Raw genomic sequence first — 18,815 nt, 5'->3', positions numbered from 1 at the left:
GGCTTCCCTACGCCTTTGGCTGCTCGCACAGCAGGGCATGGCTCTGCGCCAGCAGACTCAGCGCCCGATCGCGCTGGCGATAAAACTGGGTTTCCATCATCAAAAAGGTCACTGCGGTACAGTCGGCCTGATGCTGGCCGCGCAACATCTGTAGGCCGGGAAACGCGCCGCCGCGGTAGCTGAGATCGTAATGAAAATCATCCGTTGAGCTGTAGCGCAATTGATGCCAAAGCGCCAACACCCCGCGAACCGTTGGCTGCCAACGCCGTGGATCCTGCCGCCAACCGGCCACGGTGCGGGAAACATCCGCAGCCATCGCCGCTAGGCGTAGCAGAAGCGGCGTGAGATCGAAGCGCGCATCAAGCTCCACCTGCAGTTCTACCAGGGATTGCACCATCTGCTGGCGGTAGCTTTCCAGATCGGCCGGTAAGGCCGGCTCACTCAACAACCCCGCCAGCCAATGGGCATGGATACGGCAATCGCGCCATAAAATCGCTTCATCAACCTTATCTAGCGTATCAGCCTGAGTATGCCACCACCAGCCGCCACCGCTGCCCGGCGATTGGGTAGCCCGCACCGCCGGCTCTTCCCGGAAAGCAAAATGCAGGGCAATGCCGCTGCCCCAGAATGACTGGTCACCCCCCTTGCCCAAAGGGGCGATACGCCGCGCTGGCGCACCGGTCACGGCGATAACGGCCTGATTGAGAAATGCGAGATCTTCCGCGCCGCTGGCATTGATCACCACTTCTGTAGCCTGCCGGCACCCTGGCGAATCAACGTTGATGTGCGCCACGCAATGCTTCTGCAGCACGGCACGGTGCCGATCGGCATACCAGGTCGAGCCGCCATAGCGCGCATTGGAATGGCCAGGCCACCAGGCAATACGCAGCCCACGCTGCAACTGCCCGCGCTGCTGATGAAAATGCAACGCCAGCGCCAGGCACAGTGCATTGCCGGTAGCGTTATCGGTGACGCCCTCATGCCAGGAATCATAATGCGATGACAACAGCACAAACTCATCGCTGCGCCCGGCAATCGTGACCAACGGCAGGCTGCATTCGGCAACATGCACCCGCACCTCGGTCGCCAGACGTGCCGTTAATCGCCCCTGGCGGCACAGCGCCAGCAATGATTGGCCCTGCTGTTGATTAATGGAAACCACCGGCAGCGCTGGATAGCGCACGGCATCATCCGGCACAGGGGTTCCCCAGATGGGGCCAACCGTTTCTTCGTGCAGCGCCTCTTCCGGCGAGCCCCAAATATGCACCAGGCCAGCGGCACCCGCGGCGGCTAGCCGTTGCACATAGTCTTCAAACCCCTGATCGGCAATCACTATCTTGCCACGCACCTGCTCCGCCCACTGTGCCTGTAGCCGATCCGGAATCGCCATCCGCGATCGCTCGTCATAAAACAGTTCGGCTTCAACCCCTTGTGGGCAATGGGCAGAAAATGAACGCGTTTTCGCTTCGCAGCGCCAATCTGGGTTGCCCGGCAACGCCAGGCTGGCGGAGAGCGGATCGCTTAGCAGCAGCGGGCAGCGCTCCCGCGTCGCCACGATGCCAAGCGCTTCAAGCATCTGCAGCAACACATCGGCGCTGTGCTCCGCATCCGCCGAACCGGAAAGCCGATGCAGATGCTGGAAACGAGCCAACAGTTGCTGCATCAGCGGCGCCAACTGCGCCTGATTGAGTTCACTGAGCGGCATGGCGGCTCCCTGATGGGGCCACTTTCATGTCGATATCGCCGAAATAGTGCTGTTTAATCTTGTCCCAGGTTCCGTCGGCCATAATCTTCGCCAGGCCGGTATTGAGCAATTCACGCGTTTTATCATCCCCTTTGCGCACCCCATAGGCCGAGCCGATGCTGAACAGTACGTCATCACGCACCTCGCCGCCGACCAGTGCGAAATCTTTCCCTTCCGGCGTGTTCAAGAAGCCATGGCTCACGGCCACCGCCGGGCATAATGCCCCATCAAGACGGCCGGAAACCAGATCCTGATAGATCATGTCTTGATCGGGATACATCACAATCTCCACACCTTTCGCCGCCCAGTACTTGTTGGCGTACATTTCCTGGATCGATCCCTGTTGCACGGCGATCCGTTTGCCCTGCAATACGGCCGCATCCGGCAACAGATTACTGCCTTTACGGGCAACCAACTGCGTCGGAACATGGAAAATATAGTCACTAAAATCAATAGACTGTCGCCGTTTGGTGGTGGCGCCCAGCGGTGAAATAAAATCGACTTTTTTAGCCACCAACGATGGGATCTCGGCATCAAAACTGCTGACGACGTAATCACACTTCACCTGTACCGCCTGGCAAACCGCATTGGTGATATCAATTTCAAAACCGCTCGGTTTGCCGTTTTGATCGCGGAACTGGAACGGCGGATAGGCCAGATCCGCCGCCACGCGCAGCGTTTGCCCCGCCGCCAACGCAGCATGGCAAGTCAGGGCCAAGGCCGCAACGGCCGCTATTTTCAACAGTTTCATGAATGCATTTCTCCGGTGGAAGTCGAACGGGACTGCCATTGCGTAAACTCATCGCGGACAGCGTGGAAAAACGCCGGATCGGCGCAAAGATCATAGGCGGTCATCGCCAGCGCTTTGGCGGCATTCAGCATGGCGATCATGCCCGCGCTGGAGCCAGCGGCAACGGCAAACTCCGGCGTATGCGGCATGGCGTCGCCAATACGTAAATACGGGTGAATAGCGGCGGTCACCTGGCTGACGTTGCCGATGTCGGAGGAACCGACGCCGCCGCCCGCAGGCGGCTCATTCACCGCTATCCCCAGCGTTGCCAGGTTGCGCTGGAAACCGCCCGCCAAGGCCTGGTTGTTATTACGTTCGGCATAGGTCAACCCTTCTTCGATCTCAAGCCGGGCGCCGCTCATTTCCGCAGCGGCCCGCGTAGCGGCATACACTTTGCGCCGCACTTCTTTCAGGCCAGCCACCGTCGCGGCGCGCAGCAGGAATTTAGCCTCGGCATAGGCCGGTACGATATTGGTGGCGCTGCCGCCGTGGGTAATAATGCCGTGTACCCGGACATCGTCGGTAAAGAACTGGCGCAGCGCATTGATGCCGACAAACGTTTGGATCACCGCATCCAGCGCGCTGATGCCCAGGTGCGGCGCGGATGCAGCATGCGAAGCCTTGCCATAAAAGCGAAACACCGCATCCACGCAGGCCAGCGCACCACGCGTCACCATGTTACGTTCGCGCGGATGGAACATCATGGCCGCATCGACATCCTGGAAAACGCCGCCATCGACCATCATGATTTTACCGCCGCCCTCTTCTTCGGCCGGCGTGCCAATCACTTCAATACGGCCGGGGATTTGCGGGCAAGCGCGCACTAGCGCCAAAGCCGCCGTCACCGATGCCGTGCCGATCAGATTATGTCCGCAGGCATGCCCCAGTTCCGCCAGCGCGTCGTACTCCGCCAAAAAGGCAATGCGCGGCCCAGCCTGGCTACCGTTAAAGGTCGCGCGAAACGCCGTCGCCATGCCGGCCACGTTTTCCTCAATCTCAAAGCCAGCGGCTCGCAGCGGCGCGATCAGCGCTGCCGCAGCGTGGTATTCCTGAAAACTCAGTTCAGGCTGCGCATGGATCGCCATCGCCAGTTGCGTCATCGGTTGGGCCAACTCATCCACGGCATAAATAATTTTTTCCTTATGCCCAATATTGGTGCATTCGCTCATATCCCATCCCCATAAAAGTGCAACTAATTTCTTTTAAATTAAGATATTAACTAGATATAAGCGTTTTTATTACGCATGCCCAATTAAGCTTTTTTATCGCTTGCAGCCCGGCTGCAAAAATTATTTTATGGTAGGAGCGTAAACAGCGGCGGAGGGCGCCACATGAATGAAAAAGACTGGCTGATCGTACAGGCGGTTTGGCAGCATAAAAACATCACACGCGCCGCCGAACAGCTTTACACCTCACAGCCGGCGCTAAGCTACCGCCTGCGCCAAATTGAGCGCAAACTCGGTATCCGCCTGTTTGACAGCAGTAGCCGCGGCCTGGTGTTCAGCGCGCAGGGGCGCTATCTGGCACAGCGCGCCACAGGCATGCTGCAAGAATTCCAACAGTTGAAGAGCACGCTGTCCGATCTTGACCGGCCCCGGCAAGGCGAACTGCGGATCGGCGTTTCCAGCAACTATGCCGCTTACCGTTTGCCGGAACGGCTGGCCGCTTTCTGCAGGCTGTATCCCGGCATCAGCGTGAGTTTGATCAGTGGTTATAGCGAAGCAATATTTCGCAAACTACAGCGTGAAGAGATTCACCTGGCGCTGGTCAAGGATGATTTCGGCTGGAAAGAAGGCAAAAAGCTGGTCGAAGAAGATGATTACTTGCTGGTGAGCAGCCAGCCCATCGAACTGGCGCGGCTGCCGCAACTGCCGCAAATCCGTATCAATCACGGGCCGCACCTTACCCAATTGATTGAGCGCTGGTGGAACGCCAACTACTCACAACCGCCGCGAGTGGCGATGACGGTAGATAAGCTGGAGGTGTGTTTAGCCATGGTGGCGCGCGGCCTGGGCTATGCCATTGTTGCCAACTATCCGGCGTTGAACGATCGCCTTTGGCGGGTTCCTATCCAGATTGCCGATGAAACGGTGAAAAACCGCACCTGGCTACTTTACCGCCACGCCAGCGCCGATGCGGGCGTTACTCACCCGTTTGTCGAGATGTTTGAAGACGGGCCGCATTAAGAACAACTCACGCCAGAAAAAAAATTTTTCCCGCGCAACCCAGCCCGGCTGGGGTTTGCATAAAAAAAGCAAAAAACACTATATGTAGAATGGTTGATAAAACCAACATCAATATATAGTATTCATTGTGTCAGCCGCAGGGACATCGCGCCGGCTGATAACACTGCCAGAAACGCCGTAAGATGCTCCGTTTCCTGGCGTTGTCCGCCTTTCCTTCAAACCACAAGGTAAATGCGAATCATGAGCATTATTATTTACAGTAAACCTGACTGTGTCCAGTGCAATGCCACCTATCGCGCATTTGATAAGCAAGGGATTGATTATCAGGTCATCGACCTCACGCAGGATCAACAGGCCCTGACACACGTAAAATCATTAGGTTACCAACAGGTTCCGGTGATTATCGCCGGCGACGATCACTGGGCCGGGTTCCGCCCGGACAAAATCGGCGCGCTGGCCCAAGCCCTGGCATCGTGAGGTTCAGGCATGAATCCGTTGGTCTATTTCTCCAGCAGTTCGGAGAACACCCATCGGTTCGTTGAGAAGCTGGGCCTGCCGGCGATCCGCATCCCGATCGCCGGCGCCCGCAGCAAGCTGTTAATGGATCAACCCTATATATTGATTGTGCCCAGCTACGGCGGCGGTAGTCCCGTCGGCGCGGTGCCGATCCAGGTGATCCGTTTTCTCAATGTGCCACAGAACCGTTCCTATCTGCGCGGCGTGATCGCCGCCGGGAATACCAACTTCGGCGCAGCGTACGGCATTGCCGGCGACATTATCGCTAAAAAATGCCAGGTGCCTTTTCTTTACCGTTTTGAACTGCTCGGCACCGAGCTTGACGTTGCAAACGTTCGACAGGGAGTAACCGCATTTTGGCAACAACAGAACTGACCAAACCGGCGTCCGGCGCGCTGGATTATCATTCGCTCAACGCGATGCTCAACCTTTACGATGCCGAAGGGCGCATCCAGTTCGATAAAGATCGGCTGGCCGCACGCCAATACTTCCTGCAACACGTCAACCAAAACACCGTTTTCTTCCATAACCTGGAGGAAAAGCTGCGCTATCTGGTAGAGGAAGGCTACTACGAGGCGCAGGTGCTGGCGCAGTATGAGTTCGCCTTTATCAAGCAACTGTTCCGCCAGGCCTATGCCAAGAAGTTCCGCTTCGATACCTTTCTGGGCGCCTTCAAGTATTACACCAGCTACACGCTGAAAACCTTTGATGGCAAACGCTATTTGGAACGTTATGAAGATCGCGTGTGCATGGTGGCGATGACGCTGGCGGCCGGCAACACCCAACTGGCGCAGGATCTGGTCGAGGAAATTATTTCCGGGCGCTTCCAGCCGGCCACCCCCACCTTCCTCAACTGCGGCAAGCGCCAACGCGGGGAGCTGGTTTCCTGCTTCCTGCTGCGCATTGAAGACAATATGGAATCCATCGGCCGGGCGGTGAACTCTGCGCTGCAGCTTTCCAAGCGCGGCGGCGGCGTGGCCTTCCTGCTGACCAATATTCGCGAAGTGGGCGCACCGATCAAACGCATCGAAAACCAGTCGTCCGGCGTTATCCCGATCATGAAAATGCTGGAGGATGCCTTTTCCTATGCCAACCAGCTTGGCGCGCGCCAGGGGGCCGGTGCGGTATACCTTAACGCGCACCACCCCGATATCCTGCGCTTTCTCGATACCAAGCGTGAGAACGCCGATGAGAAAATCCGCATCAAAACCCTGTCGCTCGGCGTGGTGATCCCGGATATCACCTTTGAGCTGGCGAAAAACAACGAAGAAATGTACCTGTTCTCGCCGTATGACGTGGAACGGGTGTATGGCGTGCCGTTCTCAGAGATCAGCGTCAGCGAAAAATATCGCGAAATGGTGGGCGACAAGCGCATCCGCAAATCCCGTATCAATGCGCGCGAGTTTTTCCAGGTGCTGGCGGAAATCCAGTTTGAATCCGGCTACCCGTATATGCTGTTTGAAGATACGGCCAACCGCGCCAGCCCGATCGCCGGGCGCATCAACATGAGCAACCTGTGCTCGGAGATCCTGCAGGTCAACCGCGCCAGCACCTACCGCGACGATCTGAGCTACGCGGAAGTGGGCAAAGATATCTCCTGCAACCTCGGTTCGCTGAACATCGCCAAGACCATGGACGCGCCGGACTTCGGCAAAGCGGTGGAAACGGCGATTCGCGCACTGACGGCGGTGGCGGACATGAGCGATATCAGCTCGGTGCCTTCGATCGCCAGCGGCAACCGCGCCTCGCACGCCATCGGTCTGGGGCAGATGAACCTGCACGGCTACCTGGCGCGTGAGCGTATCTACTACGGTTCCGAAGAAGGGATTGATTTCACCAACATCTATTTCTACACCGTGGCCTACCACGCCATCCGCGCGTCCAACCAGTTGGCGATAGAACGCGGCAGCAGCTTCGGCGGGTTTGAAAACTCCACCTACGCCAGCGGCGAGTATTTCAGCAAATACATCGAGCAAAGCTGGCAGCCGCAAACCGCGCGCGTCAGCGAACTGTTCGCCCAGGCCAATATCAGCATCCCCAGCCAGGACGACTGGCAGGCGCTGCGCCAGTCAGTGATGGCGCACGGGCTGTATAACCAAAATCTGCAGGCGGTGCCGCCAACCGGTTCGATTTCCTATATCAATAACTCCACCTCAAGCATTCACCCGATCGTGTCACGCATCGAGATCCGCAAAGAGGGCAAGATTGGCCGCGTGTATTACCCCGCGCCTTACATGACCAACGACAACCTGGATTACTACCAGGATGCCTATGAGATCGGCCCGGAAAAGATTATTGATACCTATGCCGCCGCCACCCAGCATGTCGATCAGGGGCTGTCGCTGACGCTGTTCTTCCGCGATACCGCCACCACGCGCGACATCAACCGGGCGCAGATTTACGCCTGGCGCAAAGGGATCAAAACCATTTACTACATCCGCCTGCGCCAGATGGCGCTGGAAGGCACCGAGGTGCAGGGCTGCGTGTCCTGCTCGCTGTGAGGGATCTTATGACTATGCAACGTGTCCAGGCGATTAACTGGAACAAAATCGAAGACGACAAGGATCTGGAAGTGTGGAACCGCCTGACCGCCAACTTCTGGCTGCCGGAGAAAGTGCCGCTTTCCAACGATATCCCCTCATGGGCCACGCTGACCCCACAGGAGCAGCAGTTGACCATCCGGGTGTTTACCGGCCTGACGCTGCTGGACACCATCCAGAACACCGTCGGCGCGCCGGCGCTGATTGCCGATGCGCTAACGCCGCATGAAGAGGCGGTATACTCGAACATCAGCTTTATGGAAGCGGTGCATGCGCGTTCTTACAGCTCGATCTTCTCTACGCTGTGCCAAACGCCCGACGTCGACGACGCCTACCGCTGGAGCGAAGAGAACCGCGCGCTGCAGAAAAAGGCCAGCATCATTCTGGCCCACTACCGCAGTGACGATCCACTGTTGAAAAAGGTCGCCAGCGTCTTCCTGGAATCTTTCCTGTTCTATTCCGGCTTTTATCTGCCGATGTACTGGTCCAGCCGCGCCAAGCTGACCAACACCGCCGATCTGATCCGCCTGATCATTCGCGACGAAGCGGTGCACGGTTACTACATCGGCTATAAATTCCAGAAAGGGCTTGAAAAAGCCGATCCGGCACGCCGCCAGCAGGTGAAAAACTTTGCCTTTGATCTGTTGCAGGATCTGTACGACAACGAAATTCACTACACCGAAGAACTGTATGACGGCGTCGGCTGGACGGAAGATGTGAAAACCTTCCTGCATTACAATGCCAACAAGGCGCTGATGAACCTGGGCTATGAGGCTCTGTTCCCACCGGCGATGGCCGAAGTCAACCCGGCGATCCTTTCAGCGCTGTCGCCGAACGCGGATGAAAACCACGATTTCTTCTCCGGCTCCGGTTCGTCATACGTCATCGGCAAGGCCGTCAATACCGAAGACGAAGACTGGGATTTCTAAGCAGGCCGTCACCGCCCCGCCTCACGTTGCGCCAAACCCGGCGCAACGTGATCGGCCGCAATATTACTGGCACCGCATATCATGTTAGGCTTACCGGCTGAACGCACCACTGCGCCCTTGTTATTCACCGGATTAAGCGGCAGGCCATGCGCATAAAACTGTCTTTCCAAATCAAACTGTTTCTTGGCCTGGTCGCCTTTTCCTGCCTGCTGCTGACGGCGATCGGTATCTATACCTATTACCGGCTGGATGCCAAACTGCATGAGGATCTTGGCGCCCGCGCCCAGGTACAGGCACGGGAAATTGCGCTGATGCCGCCGCTGATCAGCGCGGTGGAACACAACGATACCGGGCAAATCGCCGCCCTGATGAACAAAATCCGCGCCGTCAGCGATGCCAGCTATATCGTTATCGGCAATAGCCAGACCCTGCATCTTTATCACTCACAATCCCCCGACAGTATCGGCACGCCGATGGTCGGCGGCGATAATAAACAGGTGCTGGCCGGCAAGAGCATCATTTCAGTGCGCGAAGGCGGCATCGGCATTTCGCTGCGCAGCAAAGCCCCGATTCTGGATGAGCACAACCGGGTGATCGGCATTGTCTCCGTCGGCTACCTGAAATCGTACATCGACAGTTTGAATGCCCGTAGCCTAAGCCAAATTGTGCTCTCCGTGGTGTTGCTATTGCTCACCCTGTTCATTTTCTCCTGGCTGCTGGCAAAAAACCTCAAACGCCAGATGTTTTGGTTGGAGCCGGAAGAGATCGCCCTGCTGGTCCGCCAGCAAAAGGCCTTGCTGGAAGCCATCTACGAAGGGGTGATCGCCATTGACGATCGGCGGCGCATCATCACCATCAATCGCGCCGCACGTGAACTGTTAACGCTGCATCAACCGGCCAGCGTGTTGATCGGCAAAGAGATCAACGAAGTGATCAACGCCCAGCCAGACTTTTTCAGCCCGGCCAAGCTCGCGCAGAATACCCACGATGACGTTTGCCGCTTTAACCACGTGCGCGTCATCGCCAGCCGGGTACGCATCCTGCAGGAGGACAAACTGCAGGGCTGGGTGATCAGCTTCCGCGACAAAAACGACATCAATACGCTAAGCAGCCAGCTCAGCCAGGTGCGGCGCTACGCGGATACCCTGCGTATCATGCGCCATGAGCAGCTTAACTGGGCGGCGACCCTGGCCGGGCTGTTACATATGCATCGCTACGATGAAGCCGTGCGCTATGTCGAGGCGCAGTCGGAAGGCGCCCAGGAAATCCTGGATTTCATTGCACAACGCTTCAGTTCGGCGGCGCTGTGCGGCCTGCTGTTAGGGAAATATGCCAGCGCCCGCGAAAAAGGCATTACTCTGCAGTTTGATCCCGCCTGCCAACTGCGCCAGCTGCCTGCCGCGCTGAATGAAACCGAGCTGATGTCGATCATCGGCAACCTGGTGGATAACGCCGTAGAGGCAACGCTGCACGGCGCAACACCGCAGGCGCCCGTCGAGCTGTATATTAGCGATAGCGGCAGCGAACTGGTGATAGATGTCGCAGACCAGGGTACCGGCATTGCACCGGCAATCCGTGACACGCTGTTTGAGCAAGGGGTGACGACAAAAGATAAGGGCGATCACGGCATTGGCCTGCACCTGGTCGCCAGCCACGTGGCGCAGGCGCACGGCAGCATAGAAGTGACGGATAATTCGCCGCATGGCACCGTGTTCTCCCTTTTTATTCCCAAAGCAAGATAACCATTCGGTTCATTAGGCGGGGTTACATATCCACACAATAATTAAGCGTAATTTGTGTTTTATTGCAGCGAAATATCCCGCAGAAAATAGCATCACGTAAACCTAAAATGTAACGCCTATTTTCCCCAGAAAGCGTCACGTATTACGGTAATATTTTAATACTAAGAATAATTTTTGAAAATCTCACAACGAATTTATTACATCTAAAAATCAGTGTGTTCGTGGAATTATTGCGAATAGTGAAAAAAATATTCAAGGTGGGCGAAACTACCATAACCAATAAAAAAGCGGATGTAAACCGCAGATATACCCTTGAGGGAAGATTGAGACTTGTCTCAGAAGCTCACTGTGTTAGGGTATAGGGCACTATTATTTTCTATTAGGAAATTTTTATCGTTTGAATTACTCCAGAGGAAACAGAAAATTGCATGGCAATTAAACTCGAAGTAAAAAACCTATATAAGATATTTGGCGAGCACCCAGATCGCGCATTCAAACTGATTGATAAAGGATTATCCAAAGATCAGCTGTTTGAAAAAACCGGGTTATCACTGGGTGTAAAAAACGCAAGTCTGGCCATTGAAGAAGGCGAGATATTTGTCATCATGGGGCTTTCCGGTTCGGGGAAATCCACCCTGGTACGCCTTCTCAATCGTCTGATAGAACCTACCCGCGGGCAGGTTCTGATCGACGGTGAGGATATTTCAAAAATATCCGATGCCGCCCTGCGTACCGTGCGTCGTAATAAGATCAGCATGGTGTTCCAGTCATTCGCGCTAATGCCACATATGAACGTATTAGACAATACGGCATTCGGCATGGAATTAGCCGGCGTACCACTGCGTGAGCGCCAGGAAAAAGCGCTGGATGCATTGCGCCAGGTGGGGCTGGAAAATTATGCCAAATCCTATCCGGATGAACTTTCCGGCGGCATGCGCCAGCGCGTAGGGTTAGCCCGTGCGATGGCAAACGATCCCGACATATTATTAATGGATGAGGCCTTCTCGGCGCTGGATCCATTAATCCGTACCGAAATGCAGGATGAACTGGTGAAATTGCAGTCTAAACACCAGCGTACCATCGTGTTTATTTCCCATGATTTGGATGAAGCCATGCGTATTGGCGATCGTATTGCCATTATGCAAGGCGGTGAAGTTATTCAAGTCGGTACACCGGATGAAATCCTGAATAATCCGGCCAATGATTATGTCCGCACCTTCTTCCGCGGCGTTGATATCAGCCACGTATTTAGCGCGAAAGATATCGCCAAACGCCGCCCGGTAACGTTAATTCGTAAAACCCCCGGTATTGGTCCGCGTTCAGCGCTCCGGCTGCTGCAGGATGAAGACCGCGATTATGGCTATGTTCTTGAACGCGGGCAGAAATTCATCGGCGTGGTGTCGATAGAATCGCTGAAAAAAGCCCTGGCGGCCGGCCAGACGCTGGACGATGCGCTGCTCGAAGCGCCCGCACCGGTGCCGGCCGACATGCCGCTCAGTGAGCTGATTTCCTTGGTCGCGCAGGCGCCTTGCGCCGTGCCGGTCGTCGGCGAAGAGAACAACTATATCGGCATTATTTCCAAAGCCATGCTGCTGCAGGCTTTAGATAAAGAGGGCTCAACCGAATGACTGATCAAACTCAAGACCCGTGGGCCAGCACCGCAGAACAGAGTGCCGCTCCGGCCCATGATGCCGCAGGCCAGGCCACGGCAAGCAGCGATCCCTGGGCCAGCACCGCAGCGCCCGCAGGCAATGCGAACGATGCCTGGTCAACGTCACCGCCGCCCGCGTCACACGATGCCGCCAGCCAGGCCGCACAGGGCAGCGACTGGCTGAACAGCGCCCCGGCACAGCCGGAGCACTTCAACCTGCTCGATCCGTTCCATAAAGCCTGGGTGCCGTTCGATTCCTGGGTCACCAGCGGCATCGACTGGCTGGTGCTGCACTTTCGCCCCCTGTTTCAGGGGATCCGCGTGCCGGTGGATTTCATTCTGAGCGGCTTTCAGCAAATGCTGCTCGGCATGCCGGCACCGGTCGCCATTGTGCTGTTCTCGCTGATCGCCTGGCAGCTTTCAAGCCTGGGCATGGGCGCCGCCACGCTGGTGTCGCTGGTGGCCATCGGCGCCATTGGCGCCTGGTCGCAGGCGATGGTCACGCTGGCGCTGGTATTAACCGCCCTGCTGTTTTGTATCGTGATCGGCTTACCGCTCGGCATCTGGCTGGCGCGCAGCAGAAACGCCGCCAGGGTGATACGGCCGATTCTTGATGCCATGCAAACCACCCCGGCGTTTGTTTACCTAGTGCCGATCGTCATGCTGTTTGGTATCGGCAACGTGCCCGGCGTGGTGGTGACCATCATCTTTGCCCTGCCGCCCATCGTGCGTTTGACGATCCTGGGGATACAGCAGGTGCCGGAAGATCTGATCGAAGCGGCCGAGTCCTTTGGCTCCAGCCCACGCCAAATGCTGTTCAAAGTACAACTGCCGCTGGCGATGCCAACCATTATGGCGGGCGTGAACCAAACGCTGATGCTGGCGCTTTCGATGGTGGTCATCGCCTCGATGATTGCCGTTGGCGGCCTGGGCCAGATGGTGTTGCGCGGTATCGGTCGCCTTGATATGGGCCTGGCGGCGGTCGGCGGCGTCGGTATCGTTATTCTGGCCATTATTCTCGATCGCCTGACCCAATCACTGGGGCGCGATCGCCGCAGCAAGGGGATGGGCCGCTGGTACGCCCACGGGCCAATCGGCCTGCTCGCCCGTCCATTCATCAAAAAAGCGTAATAGCTCGGCTCCCGGCGCCAGCCGGGGGCCGTGGCACGCAACCATCACCGAAGGGGAACCATTATGCGTTCGGCAGGAATTTGGGCTGTCGCCCTTGGAGCATTGTTTAGTGCTCAAGCCTTTGCCGCAGAACTTCCCGGTAAAGGCGTCGTGGTAAAACCGGTACAAAGTACCCTTGCAGAAGAAAGCTTCCAGACAGAGCTGGTCAACCGAGCCTTGACGGTATTGGGCTACGACGTTCAGCCCACGGCAGAAGTGGACTACAACGTAGCCTATACCTCGATTGCCGCCGGCGACGCCACCTATATGGCGGTGAACTGGGAACCGCTGCAGGTGGATATGTATAACAACGCCGGCGGTGGGCAAAAGTTTTATCGTGAAGGGGTGTATATCACCAACGCCGCACAGGGCTATCTGATCGATAAGAAAACGGCGGATCGCTACAAAATCCACGATATTTCCCAGTTAAAAGACCCCAAGCTGGCGAAATTGTTTGACGCGGACGGCGACGGCAAGGCCGATCTGGCCGGCTGCGAGCCGGGTTGGGTGTGCGGCAATGTGATCGACACCCACATCCATGCCTATGGGCTTAGCCAAACCGTTACACAAAACCAGGGTAACTACTCGGCGATTATCGCCGATACCCTGACCCGCTTTAAACAGGGCAAGCCGGTGCTCTACTTCACCTGGACACCATACTGGGTCAGCGACGAACTGGTGCCGGGCCGCGACGTGGTGTGGCTGACGGTGCCGTTTTCCTCCGGCCCCGGCTCGTTGAAAAACACCGACACCACCTTGCCTAACGGCAAAAACTACGGTTTCTCGGTCAATAACGAGCATATCGTCGCCAATAAACAGTGGGCGGCGGCCAACCCGGCGGCGGCGAAACTGTTCGCCATCATGAAGCTGCCGCTGGCCGATGTGAACGCGCAGAACCTGCGTATGCACAACGGCGAAAACAGCAGCGCCGATATACAGCGCCATGTCGACGGCTGGATCCACGCTCACCAGGCCACGTTTGACGGCTGGGTCAAAACGGCTGCCGCGACGGCGAAATAATCTCCTGCGCCGGTAACCCGGCGTCACATGACAAAAATAAGGTATTTCACTATGCGCAAAGCAGGAATATGGGCTCTGGCCCTGACAACACTGATGGGTTCATCGTTCACCTACGCCGCCGATCTGCCAGGCAAAGGCATTTCGGTACAGCCGGTGCAAAGCACCATCTCGGAAGAAACCTTCCAGACGCTGCTGGTCAGCAAAGCGCTGGAAAAACTCGGCTATGACGTTAAGCCGCCGCGTGAAGTGGACTATAACGTTGCCTATACCTCCATTGCCTCTGGCGACGCCACTTTCCTCGCCGTGAGCTGGGATCCGCTGCACGCCGATCAGTACAAGGCTGCCGGCGGCGATGCCAAGTTCTACCGTGAAGGTGTGTACGTTAACGGTGCCGCACAGGGCTACCTGATTGACAAGAAAACCGCCGAACAGCACCACATCACCAACATTGAACAGCTGAAAGATCCCAACATCGCCAAGCTGTTTGATACCAATAACGACGGCAAGGCCGATCTGACCGGCTGTACGCCAGGCTGGGGCTGTGAAGCGGTGATTAACCACCAGATAGAGGCTTACGGCCTAAGCAAGACCGTTGAGCACAACCAGGGCAACTACGCAGCGATGATTGCCGATACCATCACCCGTTATAAAGAAGGCAAGCCGGTGCTGTACTACACCTGGACGCCATACTGGGTTAGCGACGTGCTGGTGCCAGGGCGTGACGTAGTGTGGCTGCAGGTGCCGTTCTCATCCCTGCCGGGCGCGCAGCAAAACGTGGATACCAAGCTGCCTAACGGCAACAACTACGGTTTCCCGGTTAATACCATGCGTATCGCCGCCAACAAACAGTGGGCCGAAGCCAACCCGGCAGCCGCCAAACTGTTCGCGATCATGCGCCTGCCTATCGCGGACGTGAACGCACAAAACCTGCGTATGCATGAAGGCCAGTCTTCTGAAGCCGATATCGAAAACCACGTCAATGGTTGGATTAAAGCCCACCAGGCGACCTTCGACGGCTGGGTCAAAACCGCCGCTGAAGCCGCACAGAAATAATGCCTTCCGGGGCGCAGCCTGCTGCGCCCCTTATTCCTCGACGACAATCCCCCCACACTGCAAAAAACGCTCAGCGGCCTTTGACAGCGGCTGTGGCCATACGCAAAACACCTGGCGCCGCGGCCCATCCTGAATCGGGATCGACACCAGCGTGCTCAGGCGCTGCGCCGTTGAGATCGGCACGATACCCGCAGCCAATCCTCGGCTGACCAGATTTTCCAGCCATTCGAAATGGTCGATTTCAAAGCTGACGTGCCGCTTGATACCCGCAGCCTGAAACGCGCGATCGGTCTGCCGCCTTGCGGCGGTGCCGCTATAAAAATCCACCAGCGGCACTTCCGACAGCGCCTTCAGGCTTACCCGTTCACAGCCGGCCAACGGGTGCTGTGCGGCCACCAGCGCCACCAATGGCTCATCGATCAACCGACGATGGGAAACCGGCAGCAGATCGATATCCCCCGGCCAGATGCCAACAAACGCCAGGTCGATTTTCTGCTGGCGCACATCCTCCAGCAGCATCTCGCTCATGCCCACATACAGCCGGATATTCACCGCCGGATAGTGGCGGTGAAACTTGTCGAGCATACTGGGCAGATCAATCGCGTTTATCGTTGAGATGGTGCCGATACTCAGGGTGCCGGACACCGTGCTGCTGGCGGCGGTGACCTCTTCCACCAGCGCCTGTTTCGCCGCCAGCAACCGCTGCGCGGACGGAATAAATGCCTGGCCAGCGGTCGTCAGCCTGACCCGGCGCGAAGTGCGTTCAAACAGTGAACAACCCAGCTCATCCTCCAGCTTGGCAATCTGGTGGCTCAGAGCCGACTGCACCGTATGGCAGCGCTGCGCCGCCCGGGTAAAGCTCTGCTCCTCGGCCACCGCCAGCGCATAGCGGATCTGTTTCAGGTTCATGGTATCTATCTCAAAATGAGATTAATCAAATGAAAATTATACATTGGTTTAATGCACCGCGCTGCCGGATACTCCCCCCACGTTTTCCGATGATGAGAACCTATGCGCCCATCAACCCCAACTTCAGGCCTCAGCCCGATGCTGACCGCCCTGATCGCCATCGCCACCGGCCTGGCGGTCGCCAGTAACTATTATGCCCAGCCACTGCTGGAAACCATCGCCCAGAGTTTCCGCCTGTCGGTCAACCAGGCTGGGCTGATCGTCACTGTCGCCCAGTTGAGCTATGCCACCGGCCTGCTGCTGCTGGTGCCGCTCGGCGATATGTTTGAACGCCGCGGGCTGATTGTATTCATGACGCTGCTGGCAGCCTGCGGCATGCTGATCACCGCCAGCGCGGGCACACTGCCGCTGATGATGTTGGGCACCGCCCTGACCGGGCTGTTTTCGGTGGTGGCGCAGATACTGGTGCCGCTGGCGGCCTCGCTGGCGCAGCCGGAAAAGCGCGGAAAGACCGTGGGGATTATCATGAGCGGCCTGCTGCTGGGTATCCTGCTGGCGCGCACTGTGGCAGGCGCGCTGGCGGCGATCGGCGGTTGGCGCACCATTTACTGGGTAGCCAGCGTGCTGATGATCCTAATGGCGCTGCTGCTGTGGCGTGCGCTGCCGCGCTACAAACAGCATACCGGGCTAAATTATCTCCAGTTGCTGAAATCGATTTTCACCCTATTCAGCGGCACGCCGTTGCTGCGTACCCGCGCGCTGCTTGGCGCGCTGTCGTTCGCCAACTTCAGCGTTCTCTGGACGTCCATCGCCTTTCTGCTGGCAGCGCCGCCGTTCAACTATTCGGAAGGCGCCATTGGGCTGTTCGGGTTGGCGGGCGCTGCCGGGGCGCTGGCCGCTTCACGCGCCGGCCATCTGGCCGATAAGGGCAAGGCTCGCCTGACCACCAGCGTTGGCCTGGCGCTGTTGCTGTTGTCATGGCTGCCCATTGCGCTGGCGAAACAATCGCTATGGGCGCTGATTGTGGGGATTGTGATCCTCGATCTGGCGGTACAGGCGGTACACGTCACCAACCAAAGCGTGATTTACCGTATTATGCCGGAAGCCCGCAACCGCCTGACCGCCGGCTATATGACCAGCTATTTTATCGGCGGCGCGCTGGGCTCACTGTTGTCCGCCTCGGCCTACCAGCACGCAGGATGGTATGGGGTGTCCGCTGTCGGCGGCGTTTTATGCCTGCTCAACCTGACGATTTGGCAGTTCGGCAAGCGGCTTGATCCCTAGGGCGCAGCCGAAAGCCTGGGTAGGGGTATAAAGGCGCCTGGCTCTCTGGTAAGGTGATGAGCATGAAACGGGGCCGTATTTCGCTATGCGTGACGGCGCCCTTTATCCCTGATAATTCGAATAAAAATGCCAAACCAAGCAGCAGACAACCTCACCCCCGCCGCCACCTTCACGAACGGCGTCGTTGACAGTTTACCGATCGTGATCGGCTATGTGCCTGTGGCGTTTGCCTTTGGCCTGAGCACGGTAAAACTGGGCTTCACCCCGCTCGAAAGTATTTTCTTCTCCTGCATTATCTATGCGGGCGCCAGCCAGTTCGTGATTACCGCCCTGCTAAGCGCCGGGATGTCGCTGTGGGTATCGGCCCTGACAGTGATGGCGATGGACGTGCGCCACCTGCTGTACGGCCCGGCGCTGCGCCACCGTATTGTTACGCACATGTCGGGCGGGAAAACCGCGCTGTGGGCGTTTGGCCTGACGGATGAAGTGTTTGCCGCCGCCACCACCAAACTGATGCGCAATAACCGCAGTTGGAGTGAAAACTGGATGCTGGGTATTGCGCTGTGTTCCTGGCTGGCCTGGGTGGCCGGCACCGCCGTTGGGGCACTCTTCGGCAATGGCCCGCTGGAGCAGTTCCCGGTGCTGGAAGCGGCGCTTTCCTTCATGCTGCCGGCGCTGTTCCTAAGCTTTCTGCTGGCCGCATTTAAACGCCCGCAAAGCCTGACGATCGCCGCCGCGCTGGCCGGCGCGCTGCTCGGCGTGGTGCTATTTTCCATCCCGGTCGCCATTTTAACCAGCCTCGCCGCCGGCGGTGTGGCTGCGCTGTGCCGCCCCGCAGCCGAGGAGGCCGCCGATGAACACTAATGTCCTGCTCATTGGGCTGATCGTCGGTTGCGCCAACTACCTGTTCCGCTACCTGCCATTGCGCCTGGGCGCCAGGCGCAATCCGGCGGCGCTCAAACGCGGTAAAACCGCCCTGCTGCTCGACAGCATCGGCATCGCTTCTATCTGCGCGCTGCTGGTGGTTTCCAGCACGCCGGTGATCATGCGCGAACCCGACAAACTCTGGCCCACGCTGGCGGGGTTCGGCGCGCTGGCGCTGTGCTTTTATCGCAGCAAAAGCATCATTCTTTCGACATTAACTGGCGCATTAACCTTTGGGATTACATTAAAACTACTTATATGTTTCAGCTAAGGCTGATACGCTACGGCGTACAGCTTGCGGTCATAATCACATTTTTCTGCCAAAACACGCATTTGTTACCGCTGAAAATGACACAA

17 protein-coding genes are annotated in these 18,815 nt (G+C 57.4%); 13 read left to right on the top strand and 4 right to left on the bottom strand.

Annotated elements, in window-relative coordinates:
* Window positions 1-7 precede the first annotated feature (7 nt).
* Genes ACN28Q_RS17495 through ACN28Q_RS17485 form a run of 3 tightly spaced genes read right to left on the bottom strand, consistent with a single transcriptional unit; the run spans window position 8 to window position 3,703 of the window.
* Window positions 8-1,705, bottom strand: a complete 1,698-nt coding sequence (locus ACN28Q_RS17495) for a M28 family peptidase (protein WP_095847508.1) — start codon at window positions 1,703-1,705, stop codon at window positions 8-10.
* A complete protein-coding gene (locus ACN28Q_RS17490) occupies window positions 1,692-2,495 on the bottom strand; it encodes a transporter substrate-binding domain-containing protein (protein ID WP_095847507.1) in 804 nt (267 codons plus the stop codon). Before ACN28Q_RS17490 ends, ACN28Q_RS17495 begins: the two co-directional genes overlap by 14 nt.
* Window positions 2,492-3,703, bottom strand: a complete 1,212-nt coding sequence (locus tag ACN28Q_RS17485) for a M20 family metallopeptidase (protein ID WP_095847506.1) — start codon at window positions 3,701-3,703, stop codon at window positions 2,492-2,494. Before ACN28Q_RS17485 ends, ACN28Q_RS17490 begins: the two co-directional genes overlap by 4 nt.
* Before the next feature lie 162 nt (window positions 3,704-3,865).
* Between ACN28Q_RS17485 and ACN28Q_RS17480 the strand changes: the two genes are divergently transcribed.
* The 10 genes from ACN28Q_RS17480 to proX (ACN28Q_RS17435) all read left to right on the top strand — a co-directional run bounded on the left by ACN28Q_RS17480 (window position 3,866) and on the right by proX (ACN28Q_RS17435) (window position 15,341).
* Window positions 3,866-4,720 carry a LysR family transcriptional regulator gene (locus ACN28Q_RS17480; RefSeq protein WP_095847505.1) on the top strand — a complete coding sequence of 285 codons (855 nt, stop codon included), beginning with the start codon at window positions 3,866-3,868 and terminating at the stop codon, window positions 4,718-4,720.
* Between the two features lie 240 nt (window positions 4,721-4,960).
* Window positions 4,961-5,197, top strand: coding sequence for a glutaredoxin-like protein NrdH (nrdH, locus tag ACN28Q_RS17475; protein WP_095847504.1), 237 nt, complete (start codon window positions 4,961-4,963; stop codon window positions 5,195-5,197).
* A 9-nt stretch (window positions 5,198-5,206) separates the two neighbouring features.
* On the top strand, window positions 5,207-5,611 hold the full coding sequence (nrdI, locus tag ACN28Q_RS17470) for a class Ib ribonucleoside-diphosphate reductase assembly flavoprotein NrdI (protein WP_095847503.1): 405 nt from the start codon (window positions 5,207-5,209) through the stop codon (window positions 5,609-5,611).
* Complete coding sequence (gene nrdE, locus ACN28Q_RS17465; protein WP_095847502.1) at window positions 5,593-7,737, top strand: class 1b ribonucleoside-diphosphate reductase subunit alpha; 2,145 nt, start codon at window positions 5,593-5,595, stop codon at window positions 7,735-7,737. Before nrdI ends, nrdE begins: the two co-directional genes overlap by 19 nt.
* An 8-nt stretch (window positions 7,738-7,745) precedes the next feature.
* Complete coding sequence (gene nrdF, locus ACN28Q_RS17460; protein ID WP_095847501.1) at window positions 7,746-8,705, top strand: class 1b ribonucleoside-diphosphate reductase subunit beta; 960 nt, start codon at window positions 7,746-7,748, stop codon at window positions 8,703-8,705.
* Between the two features lie 146 nt (window positions 8,706-8,851).
* Complete coding sequence (locus ACN28Q_RS17455) at window positions 8,852-10,447, top strand: ATP-binding protein (protein ID WP_095847500.1); 1,596 nt, start codon at window positions 8,852-8,854, stop codon at window positions 10,445-10,447.
* 428 nt (window positions 10,448-10,875) lie between these two features.
* Window positions 10,876-12,075 (top strand): glycine betaine/L-proline ABC transporter ATP-binding protein ProV, encoded by a 1,200-nt coding sequence (proV, locus tag ACN28Q_RS17450; RefSeq protein ID WP_095847499.1) that lies wholly within the window; start codon window positions 10,876-10,878, stop codon window positions 12,073-12,075.
* Complete coding sequence (proW, locus tag ACN28Q_RS17445) at window positions 12,072-13,229, top strand: glycine betaine/L-proline ABC transporter permease ProW (protein WP_095847498.1); 1,158 nt, start codon at window positions 12,072-12,074, stop codon at window positions 13,227-13,229. Before proV ends, proW begins: the two co-directional genes overlap by 4 nt.
* Window positions 13,230-13,292: 63 nt before the next feature.
* Window positions 13,293-14,288, top strand: coding sequence for a glycine betaine/L-proline ABC transporter substrate-binding protein ProX (proX, locus tag ACN28Q_RS17440; RefSeq protein WP_095847497.1), 996 nt, complete (start codon window positions 13,293-13,295; stop codon window positions 14,286-14,288).
* Window positions 14,289-14,339: 51 nt separating this feature from the next.
* On the top strand, window positions 14,340-15,341 hold the full coding sequence (proX, locus tag ACN28Q_RS17435) for a glycine betaine/L-proline ABC transporter substrate-binding protein ProX (RefSeq protein WP_095847496.1): 1,002 nt from the start codon (window positions 14,340-14,342) through the stop codon (window positions 15,339-15,341).
* Between the two features lie 30 nt (window positions 15,342-15,371).
* Here the strand turns inward: proX (ACN28Q_RS17435) and ACN28Q_RS17430 are convergent, their stop codons facing one another.
* A complete protein-coding gene (locus ACN28Q_RS17430) occupies window positions 15,372-16,250 on the bottom strand; it encodes a LysR family transcriptional regulator (RefSeq protein WP_095847495.1) in 879 nt (292 codons plus the stop codon).
* A gap of 102 nt (window positions 16,251-16,352) precedes the next feature.
* Between ACN28Q_RS17430 and ACN28Q_RS17425 the strand changes: the two genes are divergently transcribed.
* The 3 genes from ACN28Q_RS17425 (at window position 16,353) to ygaH (ending at window position 18,729) form a co-directional block, all read left to right on the top strand.
* Window positions 16,353-17,534 (top strand): MFS transporter, encoded by a 1,182-nt coding sequence (locus ACN28Q_RS17425; RefSeq protein ID WP_095847494.1) that lies wholly within the window; start codon window positions 16,353-16,355, stop codon window positions 17,532-17,534.
* A gap of 126 nt (window positions 17,535-17,660) precedes the next feature.
* Complete coding sequence (locus ACN28Q_RS17420) at window positions 17,661-18,398, top strand: AzlC family ABC transporter permease (RefSeq protein ID WP_095847493.1); 738 nt, start codon at window positions 17,661-17,663, stop codon at window positions 18,396-18,398.
* Window positions 18,388-18,729, top strand: a complete 342-nt coding sequence (gene ygaH, locus ACN28Q_RS17415; RefSeq protein WP_095847492.1) for an L-valine transporter subunit YgaH — start codon at window positions 18,388-18,390, stop codon at window positions 18,727-18,729. Before ACN28Q_RS17420 ends, ygaH begins: the two co-directional genes overlap by 11 nt.
* The last annotated feature ends 86 nt before the right edge of the window (window positions 18,730-18,815 follow it).

Origin of the sequence: Gibbsiella quercinecans (assembly GCF_002291425.1) — a bacterium.
Classification (GTDB): domain Bacteria; phylum Pseudomonadota; class Gammaproteobacteria; order Enterobacterales; family Enterobacteriaceae; genus Gibbsiella; species Gibbsiella quercinecans.
This window is presented reverse-complemented; position numbering and strand designations above follow the sequence as displayed.